Source organism: Tenacibaculum sp. SG-28, from assembly GCF_002954385.1.
Classification (GTDB): domain Bacteria; phylum Bacteroidota; class Bacteroidia; order Flavobacteriales; family Flavobacteriaceae; genus Polaribacter.
Window position 1 is genome coordinate 360,640 of record NZ_MQVY01000001.1, and the last position, 24,616, is coordinate 385,255.

Annotated in this window: 22 protein-coding genes and 3 pseudogenes; 15 read left to right on the top strand and 10 right to left on the bottom strand. The window is 35.0% G+C overall.

Going from position 1 to position 24,616, the window contains the following annotated elements; genetic code table 11:
* The first annotated feature begins 128 nt into the window (after window positions 1–128).
* From BSU00_RS01585 to BSU00_RS01595, 3 genes are all read left to right on the top strand, one after another.
* The gene (locus BSU00_RS01585; RefSeq protein WP_105002831.1) at window positions 129–380 is read left to right on the top strand and encodes a type B 50S ribosomal protein L31; all 252 of its coding nucleotides are present in this window, start codon (window positions 129–131) and stop codon (window positions 378–380) included.
* 95 nt (window positions 381–475) lie between these two features.
* Complete coding sequence (locus BSU00_RS01590; protein WP_105003383.1) at window positions 476–1,990, top strand: FMN-binding glutamate synthase family protein; 1,515 nt, start codon at window positions 476–478, stop codon at window positions 1,988–1,990.
* A 28-nt stretch (window positions 1,991–2,018) separates the two neighbouring features.
* Entirely contained in the window at window positions 2,019–3,101 is a 1,083-nt protein-coding gene (locus BSU00_RS01595; RefSeq protein WP_105002832.1) for a methyltransferase, read from the top strand.
* Between the two features lie 156 nt (window positions 3,102–3,257).
* On the opposite strand, the gene gcvPB is transcribed toward BSU00_RS01595, so the two are convergent.
* Complete coding sequence (gene gcvPB / locus BSU00_RS13820; RefSeq protein ID WP_369820232.1) at window positions 3,258–4,949, bottom strand: aminomethyl-transferring glycine dehydrogenase subunit GcvPB; 1,692 nt, start codon at window positions 4,947–4,949, stop codon at window positions 3,258–3,260.
* Window positions 4,949–6,112: a glycine dehydrogenase gene (locus BSU00_RS13825; protein WP_369820233.1), complete on the bottom strand. Its 1,164-nt coding sequence runs from the start codon at window positions 6,110–6,112 to the stop codon at window positions 4,949–4,951. Before BSU00_RS13825 ends, gcvPB begins: the two co-directional genes overlap by 1 nt.
* Window positions 6,113–6,523: 411 nt before the next feature.
* Between BSU00_RS13825 and BSU00_RS13070 the strand changes: the two genes are divergently transcribed.
* Together BSU00_RS13070 and serA are read left to right on the top strand one after the other, a co-directional pair.
* The gene (locus BSU00_RS13070; protein WP_233188538.1) at window positions 6,524–7,048 is read left to right on the top strand and encodes a hypothetical protein; all 525 of its coding nucleotides are present in this window, start codon (window positions 6,524–6,526) and stop codon (window positions 7,046–7,048) included.
* A gap of 125 nt (window positions 7,049–7,173) precedes the next feature.
* Entirely contained in the window at window positions 7,174–9,075 is a 1,902-nt protein-coding gene (gene serA / locus BSU00_RS01610; RefSeq protein WP_369820234.1) for a phosphoglycerate dehydrogenase, read from the top strand.
* Between the two features lie 205 nt (window positions 9,076–9,280).
* Here the strand turns inward: serA and BSU00_RS01615 are convergent, their stop codons facing one another.
* Complete coding sequence (locus BSU00_RS01615) at window positions 9,281–10,051, bottom strand: IclR family transcriptional regulator (protein ID WP_105002833.1); 771 nt, start codon at window positions 10,049–10,051, stop codon at window positions 9,281–9,283.
* Window positions 10,052–10,212: 161 nt separating this feature from the next.
* Between BSU00_RS01615 and kynU the strand changes: the two are divergent.
* The 9 genes and pseudogenes from kynU to BSU00_RS01660 all read left to right on the top strand — a co-directional run bounded on the left by kynU (window position 10,213) and on the right by BSU00_RS01660 (window position 18,707).
* A pseudogene (gene kynU / locus BSU00_RS01620) lies at window positions 10,213–11,471 on the top strand (kynureninase).
* A complete protein-coding gene (locus BSU00_RS01625) occupies window positions 11,471–12,886 on the top strand; it encodes an NAD(P)/FAD-dependent oxidoreductase (protein ID WP_105002834.1) in 1,416 nt (471 codons plus the stop codon). Before kynU ends, BSU00_RS01625 begins: the two are co-directional and overlap by 1 nt.
* Complete coding sequence (locus BSU00_RS01630) at window positions 12,883–13,410, top strand: DUF1697 domain-containing protein (RefSeq protein ID WP_105002835.1); 528 nt, start codon at window positions 12,883–12,885, stop codon at window positions 13,408–13,410. The genes BSU00_RS01625 and BSU00_RS01630 overlap by 4 nt, the downstream gene beginning before the upstream one ends.
* A gap of 13 nt (window positions 13,411–13,423) precedes the next feature.
* Window positions 13,424–13,834 (top strand): RidA family protein, encoded by a 411-nt coding sequence (locus tag BSU00_RS01635; RefSeq protein WP_105002836.1) that lies wholly within the window; start codon window positions 13,424–13,426, stop codon window positions 13,832–13,834.
* A gap of 2 nt (window positions 13,835–13,836) precedes the next feature.
* Window positions 13,837–15,276, top strand: a complete 1,440-nt coding sequence (locus BSU00_RS01640; protein WP_105002837.1) for an aldehyde dehydrogenase — start codon at window positions 13,837–13,839, stop codon at window positions 15,274–15,276.
* A gap of 93 nt (window positions 15,277–15,369) precedes the next feature.
* Window positions 15,370–16,146, top strand: a complete 777-nt coding sequence (locus tag BSU00_RS01645) for an SDR family oxidoreductase (RefSeq protein WP_105002838.1) — start codon at window positions 15,370–15,372, stop codon at window positions 16,144–16,146.
* Window positions 16,147–16,218: 72 nt separating this feature from the next.
* Window positions 16,219–16,751: pseudogene (locus BSU00_RS01650) on the top strand (3-hydroxyanthranilate 3,4-dioxygenase).
* Between the two features lie 25 nt (window positions 16,752–16,776).
* Window positions 16,777–17,861: pseudogene (locus BSU00_RS01655) on the top strand (amidohydrolase family protein).
* A gap of 45 nt (window positions 17,862–17,906) precedes the next feature.
* Window positions 17,907–18,707, top strand: coding sequence for a bifunctional 2-polyprenyl-6-hydroxyphenol methylase/3-demethylubiquinol 3-O-methyltransferase UbiG (locus BSU00_RS01660; protein WP_105002839.1), 801 nt, complete (start codon window positions 17,907–17,909; stop codon window positions 18,705–18,707).
* A gap of 42 nt (window positions 18,708–18,749) precedes the next feature.
* Here BSU00_RS01660 and BSU00_RS01665 read toward each other — a convergent pair whose 3' ends face one another.
* The 6 genes from BSU00_RS01665 to rsfS are packed head-to-tail and all read right to left on the bottom strand — an operon-like array spanning window position 18,750 to window position 23,395.
* Window positions 18,750–19,376, bottom strand: a complete 627-nt coding sequence (locus tag BSU00_RS01665; protein WP_105002840.1) for a YceI family protein — start codon at window positions 19,374–19,376, stop codon at window positions 18,750–18,752.
* A 16-nt stretch (window positions 19,377–19,392) separates the two neighbouring features.
* Complete coding sequence (locus tag BSU00_RS01670) at window positions 19,393–19,653, bottom strand: acyl-CoA-binding protein (protein WP_105002841.1); 261 nt, start codon at window positions 19,651–19,653, stop codon at window positions 19,393–19,395.
* Window positions 19,654–19,673: 20 nt separating this feature from the next.
* Window positions 19,674–20,471: a phosphatidate cytidylyltransferase gene (locus BSU00_RS01675; RefSeq protein ID WP_105002842.1), complete on the bottom strand. Its 798-nt coding sequence runs from the start codon at window positions 20,469–20,471 to the stop codon at window positions 19,674–19,676.
* 3 nt (window positions 20,472–20,474) lie between these two features.
* The gene (locus BSU00_RS01680; RefSeq protein WP_105002843.1) at window positions 20,475–21,062 is read right to left on the bottom strand and encodes a hypothetical protein; all 588 of its coding nucleotides are present in this window, start codon (window positions 21,060–21,062) and stop codon (window positions 20,475–20,477) included.
* A gap of 12 nt (window positions 21,063–21,074) precedes the next feature.
* On the bottom strand, window positions 21,075–23,009 hold the full coding sequence (gene ftsH, locus BSU00_RS01685; RefSeq protein WP_105002844.1) for an ATP-dependent zinc metalloprotease FtsH: 1,935 nt from the start codon (window positions 23,007–23,009) through the stop codon (window positions 21,075–21,077).
* Between the two features lie 17 nt (window positions 23,010–23,026).
* A complete protein-coding gene (rsfS, locus tag BSU00_RS01690; protein WP_105002845.1) occupies window positions 23,027–23,395 on the bottom strand; it encodes a ribosome silencing factor in 369 nt (122 codons plus the stop codon).
* Window positions 23,396–23,480: 85 nt separating this feature from the next.
* Here rsfS and BSU00_RS01695 point away from each other — a divergent pair, with 85 nt between their 5' ends.
* The gene (locus tag BSU00_RS01695; protein WP_105002846.1) at window positions 23,481–24,218 is read left to right on the top strand and encodes a biotin--[acetyl-CoA-carboxylase] ligase; all 738 of its coding nucleotides are present in this window, start codon (window positions 23,481–23,483) and stop codon (window positions 24,216–24,218) included.
* A gap of 7 nt (window positions 24,219–24,225) precedes the next feature.
* Here the strand turns inward: BSU00_RS01695 and BSU00_RS01700 are convergent, their stop codons facing one another.
* Window positions 24,226–24,615, bottom strand: a complete 390-nt coding sequence (locus BSU00_RS01700; RefSeq protein ID WP_105002847.1) for an orotate phosphoribosyltransferase — start codon at window positions 24,613–24,615, stop codon at window positions 24,226–24,228.
* Between the last annotated feature and the right edge of the window lies 1 nt (window position 24,616).

Here is a 24,616-nt window from a genome sequence, read left to right on the forward strand (position 1 = left end):
TTGCAAATAAAAAAAAAGAGTTAAATTTGCACCTTCAAATAGCCATTGCAGGTTTTTGATTTGTATTGATGCGTTTAGAGCTTTACCAATTTTAAACATATTCATATAAAACTTAAAGTATTTAAAAGATGAAAAAAGGTATACACCCAGAAAATTATAGAATGGTAGCGTTTAAAGATATGTCAAATGGAGATGTTTTTTTAACGCGCTCTACAGCCAACACAAAAGAGACTCTAGAAGTTGACGGTACGGAGTATCCATTAGTAAAATTAGAAATTTCAAGAACTTCACATCCATTTTACACTGGTAAGTCTAAATTAGTAGATACCGCTGGTAGAATCGATAAGTTTAAAAACAAATATTCAAAATTTAAAAAGTAATTTTTATTTTGAAACCAAAGTAAAAGCTCTGATAATTGTCAGAGCTTTTTTTGTGCAAAATTTCTTGTATTTTAGCTTTTTTAGAATTTGAAAAGATGAGAAAAACAATTTTAGGAATTATTTTTTCCTTTAATATACTTTGTGGTGTTTTGGTGTATTTCATACCAGACATTGGTAATTTTATTCTATTAGGTATCGCAACACTGTTATCTCTTGTTGCTTTTTACGATGCTTTTCTCCAAAAAAAGCATTCTTTATTACGGGTGTTTCCTCTAGTAGCAAGGTTGCGATGGATATTTGAAGAGGAACGCGAAAAAATACAGCAGTATTTTATTGAAAATGATTTGAATGGTACTCCTATTAATAGAGAGAAACGAAGTATCGTTTACCAAAGAGCAAAGCAAGATGTAGATACCGTTCCCTTTGGAACGCAACATAATGTATACGAGAAAGGTTATGAGTTTGTGCGACACTCTTTATTTCCCAAACACTATAATGATGTTACCGGGGAAAGAGTGCTATTTGGTTCCGATAAGTGTATGCAACGTTATACTGGATCTATAATTAACATATCTGCGATGTCTTTTGGATCTCTGAGTAAAAATGCAATTATGGCACTGAATCAAGGAGCTAAAAAAGGAGATTTTGCACACAACACAGGAGAAGGTGGTATTTCTCCTTATCACCTGCAAGGAGGTGATCTTATTTTTCAGGTAGGTACCGGCTATTTTGGAGCTGGAAAAACAATTAATGGTATTCGAGTTTTTGAGGAAGAAATTTTCGCTAAAAATGCCCAACGCCCTGAGGTAAAAATGATTGAAATTAAGTTTTCACAAGGGGCAAAACCAGGTCATGGTGGTATTCTTCCAGCGTTGAAAAATACCCCTGAAATTGCTGAAATACGCTCTGTAGAACCTTTTACCAGGGTAGATTCACCACCAGGGCATACTACTTTTTCCGATTTTAATTCTATGACTACATTTATACAGAAAGTTCGTGATTTAAGTGGTGGTAAACCAGTTGGTATTAAACTTTGTGTTGGTAATACAGAGGAGATAGAGCAAATGATAGTACATTTTGCGAAAGTTAATAATTATCCTGATTTTATTACCGTTGATGGAGGGGAAGGAGGAACAGGTTCAGCACCGTTAGAATTTTCCAATTATATTGGTTCTCCTTTACTAGAAGGGTTATCTTTTATTCATAAGACTTTAAAGAAATACAACCTTCGAAAACAAGTTAAGATAATTGCTAGCGGAAAGGCCATTGATGCTTTTGATGTGCTTAAATTACTAGCTTTAGGTGCAGATTCTATAAATATGGCCCGAAGTTTTATGTTGAGTTTAGGTTGTATACAGGCGAGAGAATGTAATTTAGATACGTGTCCGGTAGGAGTGGCTACACAAAACAAAGATTTGGTAAAAGCCTTGGTAGTAGAAGATAAAAATACAAGGGTATACCAATACCACAAAAATACAATAGAAGCATTAAAAGAAATGACAGCCGCTATGGGGCATAGTTCTATTGGTGATGTTCGTCCAAATCATATTTTCAGAAGGAAAGAAAACGGAAGTATTGTATCTTTTTCCTCTGCCTATGATGTACATTAATTTATTTAAATTTTGATAAGGTTTTACTTTGAACACACTTGAAGATTTACATTTAGAACGCTACCCAAGTACTTCAAATAAGAGTTTACGACCATATAGCACTGCGGAGCTTCTTGCCCTAGAATATATTGGTGGTCATAATATTGAGAAGGTATATTTATATAACGATCGTTTTGGTTTTTGGAATTGTATGTTGTATCCTCTTCAAACGGTTACTGTATGGACTTATGCTAGTCAAAAAAAAGCCATTGTACAGAATTTAAAACGCAATAATTTTTCAACGGAAATAAATTATTTTACACCATTAGATTCTTTAGAAAAGGTATCGTTAGTTTTATTGAAAGTCCCTAAATCACTAGAGTTGTTTGATTTGTTCCTGTACCAAATTCACCAAGCAGCTACTGCAGATATTGAGGTGGTGTGTTGTTTTATGACGAAATATTTTTCAAAGTCTTTACAGCAAATTGCTGAAAAATATTTTTACGAAACCTCACAATCCAAAGCATGGAAAAAAGCGAGACTTTTTATCTTAAAAGGGCCAAAAAAAGATGTAGCTAGCGAAGAGTTCAAAAAAATCATTTCCTTTAAAGGCAAAGAATTTAAACAGTATTTTGGTGTGTTTTCTTCTAGTAATATCGATATAGGAACCCAGTTTTTACTCCAAAACTTTCATGTTACGCAAGAGGAGCTAATGGTTTTAGATTTAGCCTCGGGTAATGGTGTTATTGCTAATTTTGTTCAAGAACAAAATAAAAATGCTTCGGTTACATTAGTAGATGATTTTAATCTAGCTGTTGCCTCATCAAAATGCAATGTGAACCCTTTAAATAGTGTTTTTATTTGTGATAATTCGCTTTCCTCTTTTAACAAGGAGCATTTTGATCTTATTGTTTCCAATCCGCCATTCCATTTTGAACACGAAAACAATATTGAGGTAACCTTACATTTATTTCAGGAAGTTTTTTATTGTTTAAAAGATACAGGTAGGTTTGTAGTAGTATGTAATAATCATCTTAATTATGCTACTCATTTGTCAAAAATTTTCCCGTCCGTAATCTTGCATGCCAAAAACACAAAGTTTAGTGTTTACGAGTGTGTAAAATTGGGGTAGATAGCTGGTATCATTATTTTAATATGTTATGTCCTCTCTTACTTGTAAGTTTGTCTACCAATACAAGTCGCATAGTATATCCAGTTAATTATAGTATAGAATAAAAAAAAACGTCTAAAAAAAATTTAGACGTTTTACAAGTTAGATTATTATGTTTTAAACTTCTGCTTCTACATAATCTTCAATAGGATTACAAGAACAAATCAAGTTTCTGTCTCCATAAGCATCATCCACCCTTCTAACAGCAGGCCAAAATTTATTTTCTCTTGTATATGCTAAAGGAAAAGCAGCTTCTTTACGAGAATAGGGTAAATCCCATTCGTCAGCAGTTAGCATTTCTTGAGTATGTGGTGCATTTTTTAGAATATTGTTGGCGTCGTCTTTGGTAGTGTTGTCTATTTCTTTACGAATAGCAATCATGGCATCACAAAAACGATCTAGTTCCGCAATACTTTCCGATTCCGTAGGTTCTACCATCATTGTTCCAGCTACAGGAAAAGAAACGGTTGGCGCATGGAACCCATAATCCATTAGGCGTTTTGCTATATCTACTACCTCAATTCCATTTTGTTTAAATTCTCTACAATCTAAGATCATTTCATGTGCTGCTCTTCCCATTTCTCCGGTGTAAAGCGTTGCAAAATGACCTTGTAAACGTTCCTTCATGTAGTTGGCATTCAAGATTGCTATTTTTGTAGCGTTTGTAAGTCCTTCACTACCTAACATAGTTATATAACCGTAAGAGATGAGGCAAGCCAAAGCACTTCCCCATGGCGCTGCCGATATTGACGTTATTGCAGAAGCACCTCCAGTTTCAATTATTGGATTGGTTGGTAAAAATGGTACCAATTGAGGAGCAACACATATTGGTCCAACCCCTGGACCACCACCTCCATGCGGTATTGCAAATGTCTTGTGAAGGTTTAAGTGGCATACATCCGCACCAATTGCTGCAGGATTTGTCAATCCAACTTGTGCATTCATGTTTGCACCATCCATGTATACCTGTCCTCCATTATCATGTATAATTTGCGTGATTTCTTTTATGGCCTTTTCAAATACCCCATGTGTAGATGGATAGGTAACCATTAATGCAGCTAAGTTATCTTTGTGAAGTGTTGCTTTGGCACGAAGATCTTCAACGTCTATATTTCCTTTATCATCTGTTTTGGTAACCACAACTTTCATTCCAGCCATAACAGCTGAAGCTGGGTTTGTTCCGTGGGCTGAAGAAGGAATTAAACAAATATTTCTGTTGGAGTTACCATTTGCCGCATGGTACGCTCTAATTACCATTAAACCAGCAAATTCTCCTTGTGCTCCTGAATTCGGTTGTAAGGAAGTTCCTGCAAATCCCGTAACAACGTTCAATTGCTTTTCTAGATTTTGTAGCATTTCTTGATAACCTTGTGCCTGATCTAATGGCGCAAAAGGATGGATATTACCCCATTGTGGATTACTTAATGGTAACATTTCTGAAGCAGCATTTAACTTCATAGTACATGAACCAAGAGAAATCATCGAATGATTTAAGGCTAAATCTTTACGCTCAAGCTTCTTGATGTAGCGCATCATATCCGTTTCAGACTGGTAAGTGTTGAATATGTCATTTTCTAAAAATGATGTATTTCTCTCCAGATTTGTCGGAATGATAGTGTCAGTATCTAATGCCGTAATGTTTGTGTTTTGAAGGTTAAAAGCTTCAACAAAACAAGATACGATGTTGTTCAAATCATCTAAAGTAACGGTTTCATTTATAGATATGGATACACTATCAGCATCAATGTAGTTAAAGTTTATTTCTTTTTTTTCTGCTACAGGCCGCAGTTTACTGACTTCAGTTTTCACTAAAATCGTATCAAAAAAACAGCATTAGTCTGGGTGAATCCAAGACTCTCAAGTGCTTTAGCTAATGTTTTAGTGGTATTGTGTACTTTATCAGCAATGTAAACTAATCCATCTTTTCCGTGGTAAACGGCGTACATACCCGCCATAACAGCTAACAAAACTTGCGCTGTACATATGTTTGAGGTAGCTCTTTCTCGTTTTATGTGTTGTTCGCGAGTTTGCAGTGCCATTCGAAGGGCGCGATTGCCGTTTTTATCTTTTGTTACTCCGATAATTCTTCCTGGAATACTTCGCTTATATGCTTCTTTTGTAGCAAAATATCCTGCATGAGGACCTCCATACCCTAAAGGAATTCCAAAACGTTGCGTAGTACCAACAACTACGTCTGCACCAAACTCGCCTGGTGCTTTTAGCTTCGTTAGTGATAAAATATCTGCAGCGATAGCGACTTTTATGTTGTGGTCGTTTGCTCTGGCTACAAATTCTGCATAGTCACAAATTTCTCCATGTTTTCCTGGATACTGCAAAATAGCACCATAAAAGTCATCTGAAAAACTAAAGTTCTGGTGGTCATCAATCACTAATTCAATTCCAATTGGAATGGCTCTAGTTTTTAAAACAGATAAGGTTTGTGGTAATATTTCTTTAGAAACAAAAAATTTGTTAGCCCCTGCTTTTTTCTTTGCTCTTTCTCTTACATCAAATAACAAAGCCATTGCTTCCGCAGCAGCTGTACCTTCGTCTAGTAATGATGCATTAGCAAGCTCCATGCCAGTTAAATCACAAATCATTGTTTGGTAATTTAACAACGCTTCTAACCTTCCTTGTGCAATTTCTGCTTGGTATGGTGTGTATGCAGTATACCAACCTGGGTTTTCAAGTATGTTTCGTTGGATAACACTGGGTAAAATCGCTTCGTGATATCCCAAACCAATATAGCTCTTGAAGACTTTGTTTTTTGCAGCCAATTGATGGATGTGCTTTAAGTATTCGTATTCACTTTTAGCTGGCTCTAAATCAAGCTCTTCGGTTAATCGAATATCATCCGGAATGGTCTCATATATTAATTGCTCTACAGATTCTACACCTATCAAATCAAGCATTTGTTTTTGCTCCTTTTCTCTAGGTCCAATATGTCGTAATTGAAAAGAATTCGTGTTCATTTGTGTTGTTGTTTTAATGTGTTGCAAAATTAATGAAAAAACATGATAAATTATACATGTTTATTACCGCCAAATTAAATGCTAAAGTTACACAGGTTTTCCTGATAAGAAATGTTATTTTTGTGTAATGGCTTATTTAAAATCATTCTTAAATTTTTATTTAAATGCAAGTATTCACGTTGCGTTATCGATGTATTCTTTTGTTAAAATTACAGAGTTTTACTTTGGTGTCCCCCGAGATAATACCTTAGATTTTTTTCTTTTTTTGGTACTTTAACTGGGTATAATTTCGTGAAGTATGCAGGGATAGCGAAACTACATCACGCAAGTCTTACCAAGAATTTGAAATCGATTCAAGTTTTTTCTTTTTTTTGTTTTTTGTTTTTGTGTTATTTCACAGTTCAAATAGATTTGAAAAACATTTGGGTTATTGCTCCTTTTGCGCTACTTACTTTACTATACGCAATTCCGTTTCTAAGTGGATTTCAAAAGAGTTTGCGGGCAGTGAGTTATTTAAAAATCATTATTGTTGCTATGGTTTGGTCAGGTACTACGGTTTTACTCCCGATTTACAATGCAAATTATCCGATAGACTCCCCAGTGTTTTTTATGTTTTTGCAAAGGTTTCTTTTAGTCCTTGTTTTAATACTCCCGTTTGATATAAGAGACATGCAATATGATGCTATTTCCTTGCAAACAATTCCGAGAAAGATAGGGGTAGCAAATACTAAAAAACTTGGATTTGTAATTTTGATGGTGTGTTTACTTTTAGAGTTTTTTATTACCGATAAACCTATAGAGAAACGAGTTTTTTTTATCGTTTTTATGATAATTTTAGTCTTCTTAATGAGAGCCAAACAAGAACAATCTAAATACTACAGCTCGTTTTGGGTAGAGGCTATTCCTATATGTTGGTATCTTTTACTGCTTTTTTAAGGTTTTCGTAAATTTCACTTCTTTTTTTTGAGCAATTCATTTTTATGCGCAAAACATTACTAGTTTCTATTTATATTTAAGATATCATTTGTACTTTGCAAGCGACAACACAACGAACAAAAAAAATGAGTACCATAGGAACTAAAAAACGAAATTATATCTTTGATTTTGACAGCACTTTAACACGCGTTGAAGCTTTAGACGTCTTGGCCGAGATCACCCTTGCGAACAATCCAAAAAGACAAGAAATAATCGATGGCATTGTCGCTATCACCAACAAAGGTATCGATGGAGATATTTCGTTTCCGGAATCTCTAGAGAATCGAATTAAACTACTCAATGCTAATAAATCAGATCTAAAGCTTTTAATTCAAGAGCTGCAGAAAAAAGTTTCTAAATCTATAGAGAGTAATAGAGATTTTTTTGAGGCATATTCAGACGATATATACGTTATCTCTGCCGGATTTAAAGAGTTTATTGATCCGATTGTGGCAACCTATAATATTCCATCTGAACGCGTTTTTGCCAATACATTTGAGTTCGACGAGAAAGATGTGATTGTGGGGTTTGACCGATCTAATGTACTTTCAACCCACAATGGTAAAATACAATGCTTGAAAGATTTAAACCTGGAAGGAGAGATTCAAGTTATTGGAGACGGTTATAGTGATTACGTCACTAGAGAGGCCGGGGTGGCAGACAAGTTCTTTGCTTACACAGAAAATGTAACGCGAGATAAAACTATTGCCAATGCAGACCATATCACACCAAATTTAGATGAATTTTTATACATAAACGATTTGCCAAGAAAAATATCTTATCCAAAAAATAGAATTAAAATTCTGCTACTTGAAAATATTCATTCCGATGCCTTTACCAAACTTTCTGAGGATGGATTTACTGTAGAAACGGTATCTAGTAGTCTTTCTGAAGAGGAACTTATTGAAAAATTAAAAGGAGTACATGTTCTGGGTGTTCGTTCTAAAACGCAAGTTACTAAGAATGTCATCGAGGCTGCGGATAAGTTAATGGTTGTTTCTGCCTTTTGTATTGGAACAAAACAAATAGATTTAGAGGCGTGTAAGGAAAATGGTATCGTTGTATTTAACGCGCCTTACAGCAATACGAGATCGGTAGTAGAGCTAGCAATTGGTGAAATTATAATGCTAATGCGAAGTGTTTTCTTGCGAAGTACTGAGCTGCATCAGGGGCAGTGGAACAAAACAGCACAGGGTTCTCGTGAGGTAAGAGGTAAAAAGTTGGGTATTGTTGGTTATGGAAACATAGGTAAACAATTGTCTATTCTTGCAGAGGGCTTAGGAATGGATGTGTATTATTTTGATGTCGAGGATAAATTGGCACTTGGAAATGCTACAAAGCTAAATTCTTTAGAGGAATTATTACAAATTTCAGATGTCGTGACCTTACATATTGATGATAATGCTGCGAATAAAAATTTTATTGGTGCAAAAGAAATAGCACTTATGAAAGATGGTGCTCATTTGGTAAATTTATCGAGAGGTTTTGTCGTAGATATTGAAGCGCTTGTTAGCGCGCTAAAGTCTAGAAAATTAGCAGGAGCAGCAGTAGATGTGTACCCTGAAGAACCTCGTAAAAACGGAGAGTTTTATACAGAATTAAAGGGGTTAGATAATGTTATTTTAACACCACATGTAGGGGGTAGTACGGAAGAAGCACAAAGAGATATCGCTGATTTTGTTCCCAATAAAATAATGGCATATATAAATGCAGGAAATACTGTCGATTCAGTAAATTTTCCAAATATTCGTTTGCCAAAGCACAATAACGCCCATAGATTTTTACACATCCACAAAAATATTCCCGGGGTAATGGCCAAGATTAATGAGGTATTGGCAAAGTTCCAGTTGAATATTACTGGTCAGTATTTGTCTACCGATGAAAAGGTCGGGTATGTTATTACAGATGTCGATAAGCAATACAACCAAGAGGTAATTGCAGAGCTTAAAAAAGTTTCCGGAACGATAAAGTTTAGAGTTTTATATTAAGGAATAGTGTTCCATGTATCATCTAAAAAAAAGTGATGTTCTAGGATTGTTTATGGTATCGTGCAGTGGAGAATGGTGTTAAGTAATTACATAGTTAAGAGTACTTCATTTTTGTTGACGAGTTACTTAGGGCTATTAGTAAATTTTTAGTAAATCGTTATTTTGACGATGTTTTATATTTCAAAAATAAGAGATTGATACAATTTTATAAATTGTCAAAATCTTGAAGTTTCGACGCTATAATGCTTTGTCCCTTTTTTAACGTATTGATATATTTGGATACATTTTCCATTTTAAACCTACTCAGAGGCCCGGAGGCACTTAAACTAGCTATGACTTTGTTTTTTTTATTTTTGATTGGGATTGCAATACATACCAAGCCATTTTCTAATTCTTCTAAATCGAGTGCATAGCCTAAGTCTTTTATTTTCTTTAATTCGTCAGTTAAAATTACAAGGTCGATTATGGTGTTTTTGGTGAATTTTTTTAGAGTTTGTTGTTTTAGGATTCTTTGTTGTGATGTCTCCGAGGAGAAAGCGAGTAGTAATTTTCCAGAGGCAGTAGCGTGTAATGCTTGGTAAGCGCCAATAGAAGTGTTTATTTGCAAACCGTACAAACTGTCTGCCTTGTCGATATGGAAAACCTTATCCTCTTTGACGATACTCAAAAGAACGGTTTCCTGAATTTCTAAAGCTACTTGTTTTAGAGGCTCTTGTGTGATATTTCGAATTGCGTTGTAAATGGAAACCCTATTGCCAAGCGCAAATAGTTTGCTACCTAATTGGTATTTTTCGTTCGAATCTTGGTGAACGATATTTAGGTGGTTTAAGGTATTGAGCAAGCGATATACAGTGCTTTTGTTATACCCCGTTTTGTTGGCTAACTCTCGAACTCCATAGGTAGCGTTTTCTGCGGAGAATGCCTCGAGAAGTTCAAAAGCCTTTAGAACAGATAAATTTAGTTTTTTATCACTCATGTTTTTATGGTAAAATACTTGTATTTCCACTTGCTAAAATAAGTAAATTATTATAACTTTATAAAACACCGTTTTAAATAGTGAAACATTACGAGTTTTTTCAAATCATTTTGAATAGGTATCTTTATATATTTTATAAAAAAGGTGTTTAATAAATATTTATGTACAAGACAACATACGATTTTGCAACGCAATTAGACAACGAAGACGAACTTTCTCATATTCGCAATAATTTTCATATTCCTAAAGATAATAACGGAAAGGAATGGCTATACTTTACAGGGAATTCCTTGGGATTACAGCCCAAAACAACAAAAGCCTATTTGCAACAAGAATTGGATGATTGGGCGAATTATGGTGTCGAAGGACATTTTGAAGGAGAAACACCGTGGTTACCATACCATGAGTTTTTAACCGAAAAAATGGCAAAGATTGTTGGAGCAAAACCTCTTGAGGTGGTCGTAATGAATACCCTAACTACAAATTTACATCTCTTAATGGTTTCTTTTTACCAACCAACTAAAAGGAAATATAAAATTATAATTGAAAGTGATGCTTTTCCATCCGACAGGTATGCGGTGCAATCGCAATTACAATTTCACGGTTTTGATGCTGATGAGGGCTTATAGAATGGAAACCAAGAGCAGGAGAGGAACTTGTCCGAATCGAGGATTTAGCTCATATTTTAGAAGCGCATGGAGATGAAGTAGCAATGTTATTAATCGGAGGAGTCAATTATTACACTGGGCAATATTTGGATATAAAAAAAATAGCAGCACTTGGGCATGCAAAATCGTGTATCGTGGGAATAGATTTGGCACATGGAGCTGGAAATGTCTCTCCAGAATTACACGATAGTGGTGTTGACTTTGCGGCATGGTGTACGTATAAATATCTAAATTCTGGACCGGGAAGTCTGGCGGGTTTATTCGTTCATGAGAGACATGCAAAAAATAGAAATTTACCACGATTCGCTGGTTGGTGGAATCACAATAAAGAAACTCGATTTAACATGCGACAACCATTTGATGTAATGCCGGGTGCAGAAGGTTGGCAGCTCAGTAATCCACCGATTTTGTCCATGGCAGCGATCAAGGCGTCTTTAGATATGTTTGATCTTGTTGGTATGAAAGCCCTACGCAAAAAATCAGAAAAACTAACGGGGTATTTCGAATTTCTCATCCAACAAATTGATACCGATCGAATTAAAATTATTACGCCGAGTAATCCAAAAGAGCGCGGTTGTCAACTTTCCATTCAGGTAAAAGATGCCGATAAAAGTTTACATCAAAAATTAATGGATAAAAATGTAATTACCGATTGGAGGGAGCCAGATGTTATTCGTTGTGCACCGGTTCCAATGTATAATAGTTTCAAAGATGTATATGAAATGGTAGCGATTTTAAAAACACTATTGTAATGGTAAAAAAAGATAACGTAGTAATCATAGGTGCAGGATTGTGTGGAAGTTTATTGGCACTTCGCTTGGCACAAAGAGGTTATAAAGTAAGGGTTTTTGAAAGCAGACCGGATCTTAGAAAAGTGGATATTTCGGCAGGACGTTCTATAAATTTATCGCTCTCAGATCGAGGTTTTAAAGCATTGCGTTTGGCAGGTATTGCAGAAAAAGCAAGAAAAATTTGTATCCCAATGTTTGGCAGGTTAATGCACGATACGTCAGGAAATACTTTTGCTTCCAATTATTCTGGTCGAGATGGTGAGTTTATTAATTCAATATCTAGAGGAGATTTGAACGGAATTTTATTAACCGAAGCAGAAAAGCATCAAAACGTAACGATCCACTTTAATAAAAAATGTACGTCTATTGACATAGAAAATACCATTGCGCATTTCAGCGATTATGAAACTGAAGAAACATTTTCTGTAGATGCAGACGTTATTTTTGGGGCAGATGGGGCAGGCTCTATCCTCCGTAAAAATTATTATTTAGAAAAGAAATTTTTATTTAGTCATAGCCAAGAATTTTTAACCCATGGATACAAAGAACTGGAAATACCTGCAGACGAAAATGGTAAGCATCGAATAAGTAAAGATCACCTTCATATATGGCCTAGAGGAGATTATATGTTAATCGCCTTACCAAACATGGATGGAAGTTTTACTGTTACCTTATTTTTAAGTCATGAAGAGGGTACATATAACTTCAAAGACTTGTCTTCGGAGGAAAAAATCAAATCGTTTTTCCAAGAACAATTTCCAGATGCACTGGCCTTAATACCAAATATAGCGGAGGAGTTTGCAAACAACCCTACCGGTCCGTTAGGAACTGTTCGATGTTCTCCTTGGTTTTATAAAGGAAACACCTTGCTTATGGGAGATGCTGCCCATGCGATTGTTCCTTTTTACGGACAAGGAATGAACGCCTCTTTTGAAGACGTTTATGTATTGGATAGTATATTGAACGAATTTGAGGGAGATTGGTCTGCAGTATTTAAGGCATATCAAGAGCGGCGAAAAAAAGATGCCGATGCAATAGGAAGATTGGCAGTAGAAAATTATTACGAAATGCGAGATCATGTGGCAAACCCAATATTTAAGGAAAAACGAAAAATCGAAATGGCTTTTGAAAAGACTTTTCCAGAAATATATTTTTCTAAGTACTCCTTAGTTACGTTTAATGAAGATATTGGGTACAACGACGCTAGAAATAAGGGGAATGCACAAGACAAAGCCTTATTAAATATGATTGTAGAGCACCAATTAGATACACATAAAGAATGGTCTCGAAAAGAACTAAAGGAGATGCTTAAACGAGTTCAAGAAGAGACTAACGAAATTCTTGAAGAAGATAAAATAGCAGGATTACAAGAATGAAAACCTACATTATTCTTCTTCGTGGCATTAACGTATCAGGAAAAAACAAACTTCCAATGGTAGCATTGCGAAAGCTACTGGAAACCTTAGGTTTCGAAAATATCAGTACCTATATTCAAAGTGGTAACATCGCACTCAGTGCTAGTATGGCAAAAGAAGAAATAGCCACAACGATTGCCGATGGAATTCGGAATTCCTTTGCTTATGAGGTGCCAGTTTTTGTATATAGCGTAGAAGAATGGAAAGATCTTATTCAAAGGAGTCCTTTTCGAGATAAAGAAGAAAAGCAACAGTATTTTACTTTTTTATCACAAAATATAACGATGTCCGAAATGGAAGGTTTCGCAAAGAATGATACGTTTTTAATTATCGAAGATGTGGTCTATGTAAATGTAATAGATGGGTACGGGAATTCTAAATTAAGCACGCTGTTTTTTGAAAATAAATTAAATGTAAAAGCAACAACTAGAAACTTTAACACTACTATAAAGTTGCTAGAGTTGGCAACTAATATTAACGAATAAAGTAATTAAAGATATGGATGGAAAAGTAATTAAAGGGAAAGCAACACCAAGAGGTAAATTTCCACATGTAAAGCAAGTTGGAGATTTTATTTTTGTATCAGGTACTAGTTCTCGTAAACCCGATAATACTTTTGAAGGCGTTGCGGTAGATGCGTTCGGTACTACAAACCTTGACATTAGAAAGCAGACCCAAGCTGTTATCGAAAATATTAAAGATATCTTAAACGAGGTTGGAGCAGATTTAAACGATGTTGTAGAGGTATCTTCCTTTTTGGTAAATATGAATGATTTTGGTGGGTATAACGAGGTTTATGCACAGTATTTCGATTACGATGGCCCAACAAGAACTACTGTTGCAGTACATCAGTTACCACACCCACATTTGTTGATAGAGATGAAAGTAGTAGCCTATAAGAAGCAATAAGAATGAAACTTCAAAATTTTATAAATGGAGCGTTTTGTGATCCAATTCAAAAGGATTGGATAGATAATTACAATCCTTCTACCGGTGCTGTATATGGCAGTATTCCAAATTCTTCCCAAGCTGACGTGGCTGCAGCATACAAAGCTGCTGCTGGTGCTTTTCCGTCGTGGTCTAGTACAACTGTAGAAGAAAGAAGTCAGCTACTATCTAAAATTTCAAATTTAATTACAGCAAAACTAGCCATTTTGGCGAAAGCAGAAGCAAAAGATAATGGAAAGCCCTTAAGTTTAGCTACTGCTATTGATATACCGAGAGCTGCAGCTAACTTTCAGTTTTTTGCAAACGCAATAACACAGTTTTCTTCCGAGGCGCATGAAAGCCTTGGCAAGAACGCTATTAATTTTACGCTTCGACAACCTATTGGTGTGGTGGGGTGTATTTCACCGTGGAATCTTCCATTGTATCTATTTACATGGAAAATAGCACCTGCCATCGCCGCTGGAAATTGCGTGGTGGCAAAACCAAGTGAAGTAACACCTTTAACTGCTTACTTGTTGGGCGAGATATGCCAGGAGGCGGGGCTCCCAAATGGAGTGTTAAATATTGTTCATGGCTTAGGTAAAACAACAGGACAAGCTATTGTTGAGCACCCTCAAATAAAAGCTATTTCTTTTACGGGAGGTACACAAACAGGTGCACATATTGCAAGAGTTGCAGCGCCGATGTTTAAAAAACTATCTCTAGAGTTAGGAGGTAAAAATCCAAATATTATTTTTGCTGATTGCGATTATGAAAAGATGCTCGATACTACAGTTCGCTCCTCGTTCGCAAATCAGGGGCAAATTTGTTTATGTGGAAGTAGAATTTTTGTAGAGCAATCGATTTACACTAAATTTAAAAAAGATTTTATTCAAAAAGTTTCCGAGTTAAAAGTAGGGAATCCGTTCTCCGAGAATACAAACGTAGGTGCTTTAGTTTCTAAAGAACATTTAGCAAAAGTAAAGTCTTACATCAATACTTCAGAAGAGCAAGGAGCAAGGGTTTTATTTGGAGGGAAAGAGGTAAGCGTAAAAGGGTGCGAAAACGGATACTATTTGTCGCCCACTATTATTGAAGTTTCTACTAATGATTGTGTTTTAAACCAAGAAGAAATTTTTGGACCTGTGGTCACTATTATGCCTTTTTCAACAGAAAAAGAAGTTTTGCAGTATGCCAATAATGTAAAGTATGGGCTATCTGCCACATTATGGACCAATAACTTGAATAGATCCATGTTGTTTAGTAAACAATTGCAAGCAGGAATTGTATGGGTGAATACCTGGTTATTACGCGATTTACGAACACCTTTTGGAGGAATGAAAGAAAGTGGTGTAGGAAGAGAAGGAGGAAACGAAGCGTTGCGCTTTTTCACAGAACCCAAAAATGTATGTATTCAATATTAAATTGCTTTGGCCCCTTTGGGTATACTCTAGCAATTAAAACGTAAAGATATTTCTATTAGCAATAGATAAAAAATATAAATAGTATTAAGAAAGATGAACTTAGACTTAAAAAATAAAAATGCTTTGGTATGTGGAAGTACCCAAGGAATTGGAAAAGCGACTGCAATACTTTTGGCGACAGAAGGAGCTAATATAACGCTTGTTGCACGTAATGAAACAAAACTGAAAAGCGTGTTGCAAGAACTACCTAATACAAATCAAAATCACAATTATATTGTGGCAGATTTCTCTAATCCAGAGCTGTTGCAATCAAAACTTAAAGAGTTGCCAGTAGCGTATCATATTCTGATAAATAATACAGGAGGGCCTGCAGGAGGTCCTGTATTTGATGCAACCCTAAGTGCTTTTGAAAGTGCTTTTACACAACATCTTAAATGCAATCACGTTTTAGTTCAAACAGTTGTTCCGTATATGAAAGCGGTATCTTATGGTCGTATTATCAATATTATATCTACTTCTGTAAAACAACCTTTAGATGGTTTGGGTGTTTCCAATACCATCCGAGGTGCTGTTGCTAATTGGTCTAAAACTTTAGCAAATGAGCTAGGCCAGTTTGGGATCACCGTAAATAATGTGTTACCGGGTGCAACTGCAACAGAACGATTAAACGAGATTATTAATAACAAAGCCAATAAAATCGGGAAATCTGTGGAGGAGGTTGCACAAATGATGAAAAATGCCTCACCTGCAAAACGTTTTGCTTCTCCAGAAGAAATTGCCAATGCGGTAGTTTTCTTGGCAAGTGATAAGGCAAGTTTTATCAATGGAATTAATGTTCCTGTGGATGGAGGAAGAACAAAAAGTCTTTAAGTAAAATACTTAAATTGTATACTTGTAAAAAACACCTTAACTTAGAAACAATAATTTACTAAAATCTTTATTATGAGCAATCTTGTACAGCCTTTGAATTTTAAAAAATGGATTGAGGAACACAGACATTTATTAAAACCACCGGTGGGAAACAAACAGGTATGGCAAAATGGAGAATATATTGTAATGGTTGTTGGAGGTCCAAACAATAGAAAAGATTATCACTACAATGAAACCCCAGAATTTTTTTATCAAGTAGAGGGGGATATGTGCTTAAAATCATAAACGAGGAGGGTAAAATGATAGATGTTCCCATTAACGAAGGAGATATTTATTTACTTCCTGCAAAGGTGCCGCATTCGCCACAGCGAAAGGAAAATACAGTAGGGTTAGTTATCGAATATCCTAGACCTAAGGGAGTTATGGATGCCTTAGAGTGGTATTGTGAAAAATGTAGTACTCCGTTATATAGACAAGAATTTGCCTTGGATAATATCGAGACCGATATGCCAATCATTTTTGATAGTTATTATTCCGATCAGCAAAAATGTACCTGTTCCAATTGCGGGCACGTAATGCAGGCACCATCAAAAATAGCTAACTAAGATATTATTTTCCAAAATATTTCAAATGAAAAACAGAAAATTAAGAATCAACGGCCATTCTCATTTATTGCCATATCCAGAGGAGATTCCTCAATTCATGAAAGATAAAGGTATTTTTGGGTAGATAAAGATCGAAAATACATGCTTCAAAAAGATTGGAGCAGACCAGTTACAGATTCTAGTTTCTTTTTAGAGGAGAAGTTGGAGTGGATGGAGCATTTTAAAATTGACCATGCAGTGGTTTTAAACTTATCCCAATTATATGGGAATGGTTTGCGTTTGGAGGAAATGAAACAGGCATTGCGTTTTCAGAATGATTTCAATGCCAAAGTACAACACGACAACCCATCAAAGTTTACTTGTGGTTTCGTAGTGCATCCAGGTTTTGTAAGAGGTGCTTGTTGGGAGATAGAACGCTGTGTAGAACAGCTAGGAATGCGACTTCTCTGTTTGCCGACGCATTACATGGATACTATAGGTACTTGGCGTTGTATTTTTGATGAAGAAAATGAACCAATATTTGAATTGGCTAATAAGTATAATTTGGCGGTAGAAATTCATCCTTATGACGGGGAGAAATTTATTAAATTAGAAAATACAAGTTGGCGCTTTCACCTAATTTGGATGCTTGCTCAGTGTGCTGATGCCTATCACTTTTTGACCTTAAACGGATATTATCAAAAATATCCAAATATGCGTGTATGTTTCGCACATGGAGGACAGTTAGCACAGATGAATCTTGGTAGAAGAATTCAAGGTTTTGATGGACGTTCCGATTTGTTTGAAGGTAAAGTTCATCCGAGAAAAGCAGTAGGACATAAAAATATCTTTTTTGATACGCTAGTACACGATACTGGTTCTTTAGATTTGTTAATCAAAAACCAAGGGGCATCACAAATTGTTATGGGTTTAGATGATCCTTATCCTTTGGGAGAAATGGAAAGTGATAAGCAGTCGTCTTATCCTGGAAAAATATTAGATCTTGCCATTCGTAGAGATATCATAAACGAAACGGAGCGAGATAATATTTGGGAAGGTAATGTTTTGCAATGGTTATTTGGAGAGGATCAGAAGGCTAAGATCGAACTCATAAAAAAAATAATATCCTAGGGCAGTATGCCCCAATACTTTTTGTTACCTATTTTACCGCACACTATGGAGAATTACAAACATTATTTCGATACTAATAAAACTACTTGGAACAAAAGGATCTCTGTGCATCTCAAAAGTCCGTTCTATAATGTAGAGGCCTTTAAATCTGGTCAAACCTCTTTGAATAGTTATGAGTTAGATGCTTTAGGTGATGTTACAGGTAAAAAGCTTTTACACCTGCAGTGTCATTTTGGGCAGGATACTTTAAGTTGGAGTAGATTGGGAGCAAATTGTACAGGTATCGATCTTTCCGATCAGGCAATCGCTAAAGCTCAAGAGCTTGCAGAAGAAATAAACGTTTCTGCCAATTTTATCGCTTGTAATTTATATGATGTTAATCAATATGTTACAGATTTATACGATATTGTCTTTACAAGTTACGGTGTAATTGGTTGGTTACCAAATCTTACTAAATGGGCTCAAATTATTGCTTCCAGATTAAAGGAAGGTGGTGTCTTTTACATGGTAGAATTTCACCCTATTGTATGGATGTTTGATTATTTAAAAAATCCTCCAGAATTAGCATACGGATATGAACAAAAGGATGTCATATATGAAGAATACAGCGGTACCTATGCGGATGAAGATGCGACGATAGTTTCGAAAGAGTATGGTTGGAATCACGGATTGGGTTCTATTGTTACTGCCTTGATTTCTGCCGGGTTACAAATTGAATATTTGAAAGAGTATTCCGATTCTCCGTACAATGTTCTTCCCGGATTGGAAAAGACAGAAACAGGTATGTTTGCTCCTAAAAAATCCTTATATCCGTTAATTTTTTCTATAAAAGCAACAAAACCATAGGAATGCTATGGTTTTGCTAGTTTTGGCAATTATTTGTGTTGCTTAGAAGTTTGCTGTAATGTTTAAGGCTACTTCGTCCCAAGTTTTAGAGATTCCGTCTGCACCTTTGTGTAAGTCTTTGCATACAGTGTTCAGAGATTCTAAGGCTTTTTCAGCTTTCCAATCTGTAATTTTCATAGTTCCTGCAAACTGGAATACCTTACCTTTAAGAGAGTACCTGAAGGGTAACTTTTTGGTGATACCATTCATGGTTATGTCTGAATAGCCCATCGAATCATTTTCAATAATGAATTTCCCAGACAATAACTCTGTTTTATCCATAACTCCAAAAAAGAATTTTTTTATTTTGTAATCTCTTCCAGAGTCATTGGTAAAAAGACTACTTACAGGAACCGAGAATTCTGCTCCATCTATCGCTTCTTTAATACTTTCTCCTATTCCTCCAGAAGTAATTTTTACTTTATTAAATCTTCCCTTTACCGGAATTTTTTCTGTTGTTTTATAGGCTGTCCAATTAATTTCACTTTTTGCTTCCTGTAAATTATAAGCCGCGTTTTTAGTAGTAGTTGTATTTTCTTGTTTCAGTACTTCTTTTTTTGTTTCCGTTTTACAGGATGTTGTAAAATAAGTAAAGCTTAAAACGATTAAATATACTATCGATTTTTTCATGGGAGTTTTGTGGTATTTATAAGGTTAAAGTATGTACTAATTTTATATATTCTCTCTTGGCCTCTTCAGGAGTCATACCCCTTAATTGAATCCAAGCATTAAATTTAAAAGCTCCACGTAAACTTTTGGTATTGGCATTCATTGAAAAGTGATCTCCTTCGACTCCTTGTTTGTAAAATGCATATAACTTTAGCATTACATCCGGGGGAAGTTTTGTTTCCAAGTTAGATGCAATTTTGTAGGCTTTCCGAAATTGTATGTCCAAATCATGATCCATGTGAATAGGTTTAAGACGAACTATCGAATTAAAATATGTATGTACAAATATACAAAAGGAGCAATAAAGTAAAGACTGTCTAAACGATCTAGAAGCCCCCCATGACCTGGCATAATAGTTCCACTATCCTTTACCTTTGCTGTACGTTTAAATTTTGATTCTACGAGATCGCCAAAAGAACCCAAAACCGAAACAAGAATTGCGATAACTATCCAATGCTCTATACTTAATAGGGGAGAAAAATAACCTATAAGTACCCCAGCCAGAACAGAACATAATAACCCACCTAGGAAACCCTCGATAGTTTTTTTGGGCGAAACAGTTTCCAGTAATTTTCTTTTTCCGAAGTTTTTACCAAGGATAAAAGCAAAGCTGTCGTTGGTCCAAATAAGTACTATAATAAATATCATAATTAAGGGAGTATAGTTTCCTTTGTAATTGGGTAAGAGAATTAAAAAGGTAAACGGCAATATAATATAGCTTACAGTAAGATTAAGTTTTTTTATAAAACTGTTTGTTTTTACACTTTTTGTTTTGGGTAAAAAGACCAATAGTTTAACGGAACAAAGTATTGTGTAAAATAATAGAAAGAGTATGCTTATTTCGTTGGCAAAATATTTAGTGGTAAAAATCACTAAGGGAAGTACCGCATAAGGAATGTTATTTTTGAAAGCGATTAGCTTATTAAATTCATATAAACAAATCGCAGCAAATACTGAAATTAGTGCTACGTATGATGCTTCTCTGTATAGGATTGCAGAAATAAAGATAATAGCGTATACCGTGCCTGAAATACCACGCGTAATTAGATTTTGCATATTTTAAAGGTCTTCAAAAAGAAGCAAATATAAATTTTTTGAATTACTATTACCATAATTTAAAAAATCATCACTGTTATTTTGCAACGTATATTTAGTTACCGAACTGATATTGTTGGGGATATTACCGCTAAAATGTGTTTTAATACCAGTTAAACCTTGGTTAGTGTTTTTTACAACCTGACTCATTGTTGCATAGACAATAAAATTATCAGTTACCTCTGATATCTTTTTACTGCCTAGTTGATTAGAGGTAAATAATATGGCTCCTTTATCCGAAATTAAGTACTCACAAGAAGTGAAAAATGGTAGGTCTTTGGCGTGGTCATTTTGGACAGAAACCTTTAATTGATCACAAATTTTTAACAAGTTGTAATCTTTGCATATTAACCTATCCCAATTGTTTTCATTTATAATACTCTCTAGATTAAAAAGAACCTCGTTGATATTTGTACAGTATAAGAATTTACCACCTTTGTTAATGAAGTTATGCACAAACAAATCATCTAAGGACAGATTAACCGGCTGGTGATTAACCTCTTCCTTAGATGATTTATTGTTAGATTTGAATAATTTTTTTAAAAAATTCATGTATTGAAAAACTTATTCCTCTTCCGATGATTTTAAAATTTCTTGATTTTTTTCTTTATCAAAGGGTCTTTCTCCGAAAATCTTAACTAAGTCATCTTTAAAGATAACCTCTTTTTCTAACAAGCGCTCCGCTAAAATAGATAATTTATCTTTGTGCGTATCCAAAATACTAATTGCTCTATTGTATTGGCCTTCAATTATTTTCGAAATTTCTTCGTCAATTATTTTAGCGGTGTCGCCACTGTACGGCTTTACAAAAGAATCATTACCGGTAGAATCGTAATAGGTGACATTTCCAATTTTTTCGTTTAATCCGTAAACGGTAACCATTGCTCTTGCCTGCTTCGTTACTTTTTCTAAGTCACTTAATGCTCCGGTAGAAATTTTATCAAAGATTAGTTTTTCCGCAGCTCTACCTCCCATAGTTGCACACATTTCATCTAGCATTTGCTCCGACTGAACTATTTTTCTTTCCTCCGGTAAATACCACGCTGCTCCTAACGATTGTCCTCGTGGAACTATGGTTACTTTTACTAATGGTGCAGCATGTTCGAGCATCCAACTAACAGTTGCGTGTCCTGCTTCATGAAATGCAATAACCTCTTTTTCTTTTGGAGTGATTACTTTGTTTTTCTTTTCTAGTCCGCCTACAATTCTGTCAACAGCATCTAAAAAATCCTGATGGTGTATTGCTTCTTTATTATTTCTCGCGGCGATTAAGGCCGCTTCGTTACAAAGATTTGCAATATCCGCTCCAGAAAAGCCTGGCGTTTGTTGTGATAAAAACTCTAGTTTAACATCTTCAGCAAGTTTTAAAGGTTTAATATGAACCTCAAAAATTTCTCTTCTTTCGTGTAGGTCTGGTAAGTCGACATAAATTTGTCGGTCAAATCTTCCTGCTCGCATCAAAGCTTTGTCAAGCACATCTGCTCGGTTCGTTGCTGCCAATACTATAACATTAGTATCTGTTCCAAATCCATCCATTTCGGTTAGTAATTGGTTCAATGTGTTTTCACGCTCATCATTACCACCAGTCATGCTATTTTTTCCTCTTGCTCTTCCAATAGCATCAATTTCATCAATAAATATTATGGAAGGAGATTTTTGTTGTGCCTGTTTAAACAAATCTCTCACACGTGATGCACCTACACCAACGAACATTTCAACAAAATCAGAACCGGATAGTGAGAAAAAAGGAACGCCAGCCTCTCCAGCAACCGCTTTAGCTAAAAGTGTTTTACCAGTACCAGGAGGTCCTACTAATAGAGCTCCTTTAGGTATTTTACCTCCTAATTTAGTATACTTTTCCGGGCTTTTTAAGAAATCTACAATTTCTTGTACTTCTTCCTTTGCCCCCTCTAAACCTGCAACATTTTTGAAAGTGGTTTTTACCTTTGTGTCTTTGTCAAATAATTTTGCTTTTGATTTTCCAATATTGAATATTTGACCGCCACCTCCGGCACCAGCTCCTCCTCCAGACATTCTTCGCATAAAGTACAACCATATCGCTATTAGAAGTATGATTGGTAAAAAGCCAATGATACTATCCATAATACTAGTTCTTGCTTCGTTTCTTTTATCAAAATCTAGATTAAGTGAATCTTGTTTTTCTTTTAGTTCTTTTTCAAAATTTTGTAGATCTCCAAAATTATAGGTGTAAAGAGGAGAGCCTTTTCGATAGAAAGGAGAATTTACCTGTTTTTTAAATGGCTCTTTTGTCATTGCCTCATCTTTAATGTAGATTTCAGCATATGATTTGTTTACAACCATTATTTTTTCAATGTCATTCTCTCTAAGGATTTTCATAAACTCATTATCGGAAAGTTTGGAAGTTCCCATATCTCCAGAATTAAGAAAACTCAGTCCAATAAATATTACTGCAATTGGTACGTAGATCCAAAGGGAGTTAAAACTTAATTTCGGTGTGTTTTTTTTCTTATCACTCATAAAAAAATATTTATTATTTAGGCAGGATTTATATTGGTGATTTGAGCATCACCCCATAGGCTTTCGATATCGTAGTAATCTCTTACATGCTTCTGAAAAATATGTACGACAACATTCACATAATCCATCAAAACCCATTCTGCGTTTCCTTGCCCTTCGACATGCCAAGGTTTATCTTTTAGTTCTTTACTTACAGTTTTATGTATGGAACCAGAGATTGCATTTACTTGCGTGTTGGAGTTACCAGAACAAACCACGAAATAATCGCAAACGGTATTTTCTATTTCTCTTAAATCAAGTAATTGGATATTTTCTCCTTTAACATCATCAATTCCTTTGATAATCACAGATAATAATTCGTCTGTACTTGCTTGCTTTTTTGTCATTAAAAAAAAATTATATTTTAGCAAAGTTATTATTTTTTTGCGAGTAAATTACTTAATATCACAACTAGTTTTACCCCTTTGTTATATGAAAATTATCAAATTTGATGCCATTGATTCTACAAATACATTTTTGAAAGATATGGCAGACAATATGCCTGTGGAGAATTACACCGTAATTCTCGCAAAGCATCAAACTTCTGGCAGGGGACAGATGCATACTAGTTGGGAATCAGAGCCTGGAAAAAATATTACATGTAGCGTTTTTGTAAGACAAGATAGGCTGTCAATAAGTAAACAAAAATATCTAAATTTTGCTGTTGCAATTTCCATTTATAATACTTTAGATCAATATTCGATTCCTAACCTAGCTATAAAATGGCCAAACGACATTATGGCAGATGGCTTAAAAATATGTGGCGTATTAATTGAAAACACACTAAAAGGAGCATCTATAGCGGCCTCCATAATCGGTATTGGTATCAATGTAAATCAAGCCTTTCTGAATAATGGCGTCCTAAAGGCTGTGTCGATGAAAGATATTTTACATGCTAATTTTAATCTTGAGGATATAGTTGTTGCATTGATTCAGGAGTTAAAAGTAAATATCCAAAGGCTTCAGCAACATTATTTTCAAGATATAGAAAACGAGTATCTTGCGGTGTTGTATAAAAAAAATGTTCCTTGCATGTTTAAAACAGCAAGGAACAATATTTTTATGGGTAAAATTATTGGTATTTCTTCTGATGGAAAACTTCAAGTTGCATTACCTGATGAAACTGTAAAAGAATTTGGTGTAAAAGAAGTTTCTTTACTAATGCCGTAAATGAAATTTATAATTTGGCAATATTCTCTGTTAGGGTATCTATAAATTTCGTTAACGGTTTTTTTACCATCATCGCCATCATTGGGTTAAACTCTCCGTTGAAATTTAAGGTAACTTTAGATTCATTTTCTGCAATTTGTTCTATGCCTGAGCTCAATGTAAAGGGTAGTTTACTACTTGCAGCTCCTAAAATTACTTTAGAAAATTCTGTCTTTTCTTTTAAGACCAATCTAATTTCAGGCATCCCTTTTAAACCAAAGATAAAGCTTTCTCCATCTACTTCAAATTTCTCTGCATTTTCAGGCATCAGTTGCTCGTAGTTTTGTAGCGTAGAGAAAAAAGTAAAAAGTTCTTCTGAAGACTTTTTAACGGTTACAGTTGTTCCTTCGATATTCATT